Source organism: Nocardia aurea, from assembly GCF_003123685.1.
GTDB lineage: Bacteria > Actinomycetota > Actinomycetes > Mycobacteriales > Mycobacteriaceae > Nocardia > Nocardia aurea.
This window is the reverse complement of record NZ_QCYJ01000164.1, coordinates 1-4,412: the sequence shown is the minus strand read 5'-3', so window position 1 is coordinate 4,412 and position 4,412 is coordinate 1. Positions and strand designations below refer to the sequence as shown.

The window sequence follows — 4,412 nt, the reverse complement described above, 5'->3', positions numbered from 1 at the left end:
TGTGGTGCATGCCGCGCATGAGCGGACCCGAGACGCGGTGGTCGAACACGTCCTGCTTGGCCATGAAGCGCACCAGCCGCCTGGACGGGCGCGCGGCGAAGCCGGCGAAGATGAAGTCGAGGTAGCTGATGTGGTTGCTGACCAGCACCGCTCCCCCGGTCCGCGGTACGTGCTCGGTGCCCTCGAGGTGGAAGCGGTAGTCGAGCACGCGAAAGAGGGTCCGCGCGGCGGCGATCACCGGCGGGTACACGATCTCAGCCATGTGCTGAAGGTAGCCTAGGTTCTCCCGCGCTGGGCAGCCCGATCGGGCTGCCACCTGCCCGCACCTCGCCGTCTCCTCTCACAGGACGCTTGCGGTCGGGTGAAAACGGGCAGATGTTGTGACCATGAAGAAGCTCATCAACACGGCGCCGTCCGTGGTTGACGACGCGCTCAGCGGCCTGGCGGCGGCGCACCCGTCGCTGACCGTGCGCGATCGGGTGGTCTACCGCGCGTCCGGTCCGCGCGTGGGGAAGGTCGGGCTGGTCTCCGGCGGAGGCTCCGGGCACGAGCCGCTGCACGTCGGGTTCGTCGGGTACGGCATGCTCGACGCGGCCTGCCCCGGCGAGGTGTTCACCTCTCCCGTGCCCGACCAGATCATCGACGCCACCAGGGCGGTCGACGGCGGCGCCGGCGTCCTGCACATCGTCAAGAACTACACCGGCGACGTGCTCAACTTCGAGATGGCCGCCGAGCTCTGCGACGACGTGGACGTGGCCAGCGTCCTCGTGGACGACGACGTGGCCGTCCAGGACTCGCTCTACACGGCGGGCCGGCGCGGCACCGGCGCGACGGTGTTCGTGGAGAAGATCGCGGGCGCGCTGGCCGAGGAGGGCGCCCCGCTGACCGAGGTGGCGAGGGTGGCGGCCGAGGTGGACGACCGCAGCCGCTCGTTCGGCATCGCGCTGACCTCGTGCACGACCCCCGCGGCGGGCAAGCCGACGTTCGACCTGCCGGAGGGCGAGGTGGAGCTGGGCATCGGCATCCACGGGGAGCCCGGCCGCACCCGGGTGCCGCTGGTGTCGGCGCGCGAGCTGTCCGCCGTCGCCATGGAGGCCGTCCACGGCGACCTGCCGCTGCGCGGCGACCTGCTCGTCATGGTGAACGGCATGGGCGGCACCCCGCTGATGGAGCTGTACCTGACGTTCGCCGAGATCGAGGCGTTCGTGCGGGGCAAGGGGGCGCGGGTGGCGCGGTCGCTGGTGGGCAACTACGTGACGAGCCTCGACATGCAGGGGTTCTCGGTCACGGTCTGCCGGTTGGACGACGAGCTGACCAGGCTGTGGGACGCGCCCGTCGAGACGCCCGGCCTGCGGTGGGGGCGCTGATGGACGCCGGGTTCTTCGTCCTGTGGCTGGAGGACGCGGCCAGGGCGATCACCCTGCAGCGCGACCGCCTGACGGAGCTGGACGCCGCCATCGGCGACGCCGACCACGGCACGAACCTGGAGCGCGGCTTCACCGAGGTGTGCCGGGCGCTGGAGGAGTGGCCGCCGACCTCCCCCGTGCAGGCGATGCTGACCGCCGGCGCGACGCTGATCCGCCGCGTGGGCGGCGCCTCGGGCCCCCTGTACGGCTCGGCGTTCCGCCAGATGGGCAAGGCGCTGCAGGACCCGGTGTCGCTGGCCGGCTTCGCCTCGGCGTTCGACGCGGGGGTCGTCGCGGTGGAGCGGCTGGGCAAGGCGGCCCCGGGCGACAAGACCATGATCGACGCGCTGGCCCCGGCGTCCCGGGCGCTGGCGCAGGCCGTACAGGAAGGGGCGCGGGCGCACGAGGCGTTCCAGCGGGCGGCGGCCGCGGCCGCGGAGGGGGCGCGGGCGACGATCCCTCTGCGGGCCCGCAGGGGCCGCGCCAGCTACCTCGGGGAGCGCAGCATCGGGCACGAGGACCCGGGGGCGGCGTCCTCGGCGATCATCGTGGCGTCGCTGGCGGCGGTGGCGGCCAAGGAGGTGGAGGACTGATGGTCGGGATCGTCCTGATCTCCCACAGCGCGGGGCTGGCCGCGGAGACGGCGGCGCTGGCGCGCGGCGTCGCCGGGGCGGAGGTTCCAGTGGCGCCGGCCGGCGGCACCGAGGACGGAGGGCTCGGCACGAGCGTCGACCTCGTGGAGAAGGCGATCCACGCCGTCGAGCAGGGGGACGGCGTGCTGCTCATCGCCGACCTGGGCAGCTCGGTGCTGACGGCCCGCCTGCTGGAGGAGGCGGGCCGGGTGGTGCTGGCCGACGTTCCGTTCGTGGAGGGAGCGGTCGCGGCGGCGGTGACCGCGGGCGCGGGGGCCGCCCTGGATCAGGTGCTGGCCGCCGCCGACGAGGCCCGGCACTTCCGCAAGCTCACCGGCCCGTGACTGCCCGCGGCGCCGTCCGCGGGGTTCAGTGGCCCTTGAACGCCTCCTCCAGCCACCACGACGGGCGCTCCCTGGTGACCTTGGCGTGCACGAGCAGCGGCCTGTCGCGTGGCCCCTTGAGCCATCCGGCCACCCCGGCGACCTCCGGCGGCTCCGTCACGGTCACCGCGTCGAAGCCGTGCCCCCGGGCGATCGCCGCGAGGTCCGCGGGCGGGAACCTCACGAGGCCGAGCGGGTGCCCGTGCGGGCCGAAGTGGTGCACCTCAGCGCCGTATGCCTCGTCGTCGTAGATCACGACGACCATCGGCAGGCCCAGCCGTACGACGGTTTCGAGCTCGGCGGCGCTCATCAGCGCCCCGCCGTCGCCCAGGGCGGCGACCGGCAGCCGGTCGGGCCGGGCCACGGCGGCGCCGATCGCGGTGGCCAGCCCGAGCCCGATCGACTGGAAGGCCTGAGTGAGGCAGAAGCCCCGCTCGTCCGGCACGTCGAGGAACATCGCCGGGTAGCCCATGAAGTTGCCCGAGTCGACGGCGACGGTCCGCTCGGCGGGCAGCAGGTCGTCCAGGGCGATGGTGAGGGTTCTGGGGTCGATCCGGCCGCCGCCGCTCTCGTCGGTGTACGGCACGGCCCGCCAGCGGCCCTCGGCCTGGATGCGCCGGGCCAGTCCGGGGGAACGGTAGCGGCGCTCCCCGGGCGGGCCGGTGGCGGCCCCGAGCGCGGCGGACACGGCCTCGGCCGTCGCGGCCGTGTCGCCGACCAAGCCGAGCGTGACCGCCCGGTGGGCGCCGAGAGCCTGCTCGTCGAGGTCGATCTGGGCGACCGACGCCCGCTCGCCGATCAGCCCGCCGTGGCGGGTGGTCCACATGTTCAGCGCGCAGCCCCAGCCGACGACCAGGTCGGCGTCGTGGATCAGCTCGGCGGCCAGCGGCGTGGCGAACGAGCCGCTCACGTCGAGGTCCCACGGGCTGCCCCGGAACAGGCCGCGCGCGACGGCCGAGGTGGCGAGCAGCGCCCCGCTGCGTTCGGCGAGGTCCTCCAGCTCGCGCCGGGCGTGGCGGGCGCCGCGCCCGGCCACGAACACCGGTCGCCGGGAGGCCGCCAGCAGGCTCGCCAGCGCCGCGACGTCCGCCTCGGCGGGGACGGCCGCAGGCTCGTACAGCGGCTCGTACGGCGGCCCGTCCGGCGGGGCTGCCGCCCGCGCGGCGGAGGCGATCACGGCGGGGTGCTCGTCGAGCGGGCCCAGCCACGGCACGACCTCCGTCTGGACGTCGAGGGGCAGGTTGAGCAGCACCGTGCGCCTGCCGTGCCGGGCGGTGCGGAAGGCGGCGACGGTGTCCTCGACGGCCTCGGCGGCGGAGGTGATCCGCATGGGCACGGCCCCGACCGCCCGTGCCATGGCGTCCTGGTCGATGTGGAAGTTGGAGCGGGCGTCGGTGGCCTCGCCGGCCAGCACGACCAGCGGCGTGCGGCTCTTGGCGGCCTCGGCGAGACCGGTCATGGCGTTGGTGAGGCCCGGCCCCTGGTGCACCGACAGGACGGCGACCGTGCCGCTGGTGCGGGCGTAGGCGTCGGCCATGGTGGCCGCGCCGCCCTCGTGCCGCGCGGCGACGAAGCCCGCGCCCCGCGCCACGAGGGCGTTGGTGACGTGGAAGTTGCCGCTGCCCACCACCCCGAACGCGGCCCGTACGCCGAGCGTGGCCAGCACCCGGCCGACCGCCTCCGCGACGATCACCGTTCGACCAGGGCGAGAACGCGGACGGGACTGCCGGAGCCGCCCACGATGGGCAGCGGCGGGGCCACCACCACCGCGCCGGTCGCCGGCAGGCGGTCGAGGTTGCGCAGCTGGGTCAGGCCGTACTTGCCCGCGCCGAGCAGGAACGAGTGGCAGGGGAACGCCGGGTCGAACGAGTGGGCCGTGCCCGCGTCGGTGCCGACGGTCTCGACGCCGATCCCGAGGACGGGCGTCTCCTCGGCCAGCCAGCGCGCGCACTCCACCGAGACGCCGGGGGTGTGCGGGCCGGTCTCGTCGG

The 4,412-nt window shown here is 74.8% G+C and carries 6 protein-coding genes; 3 read left to right on the top strand and 3 right to left on the bottom strand.

What is annotated here, in order from left to right; genetic code table 11:
• The coding region (locus DAT37_RS39595) for a lysophospholipid acyltransferase family protein (protein WP_198654675.1) at positions 1–262 on the bottom strand (262 nt) is incomplete at its 3' end.
• Positions 263–386: 124 nt separating this feature from the next.
• Here DAT37_RS39595 and dhaK point away from each other — a divergent pair.
• The 3 genes from dhaK to dhaM are packed head-to-tail and all read left to right on the top strand — an operon-like array spanning position 387 to position 2,382.
• Positions 387–1,367, top strand: coding sequence for a dihydroxyacetone kinase subunit DhaK (gene dhaK, locus DAT37_RS39590; RefSeq protein ID WP_109530091.1), 981 nt, complete (start codon positions 387–389; stop codon positions 1,365–1,367).
• Positions 1,367–1,999: a dihydroxyacetone kinase subunit DhaL gene (dhaL, locus tag DAT37_RS39585; RefSeq protein ID WP_109530092.1), complete on the top strand. Its 633-nt coding sequence runs from the start codon at positions 1,367–1,369 to the stop codon at positions 1,997–1,999. The genes dhaK and dhaL overlap by 1 nt, the downstream gene beginning before the upstream one ends.
• Positions 1,999–2,382, top strand: a complete 384-nt coding sequence (dhaM, locus tag DAT37_RS39580) for a dihydroxyacetone kinase phosphoryl donor subunit DhaM (protein WP_109530090.1) — start codon at positions 1,999–2,001, stop codon at positions 2,380–2,382. Before dhaL ends, dhaM begins: the two co-directional genes overlap by 1 nt.
• 25 nt (positions 2,383–2,407) lie before the next feature.
• On the opposite strand, the gene DAT37_RS39575 is transcribed toward dhaM, so the two are convergent.
• Positions 2,408–4,114: a thiamine pyrophosphate-binding protein gene (locus DAT37_RS39575; protein WP_109530089.1), complete on the bottom strand. Its 1,707-nt coding sequence runs from the start codon at positions 4,112–4,114 to the stop codon at positions 2,408–2,410.
• Positions 4,111–4,412 (bottom strand): cyclase family protein (locus DAT37_RS39570; protein WP_332873392.1); only part of this gene is annotated, 302 nt, incomplete at its 5' end. The genes DAT37_RS39575 and DAT37_RS39570, both read right to left, overlap by 4 nt.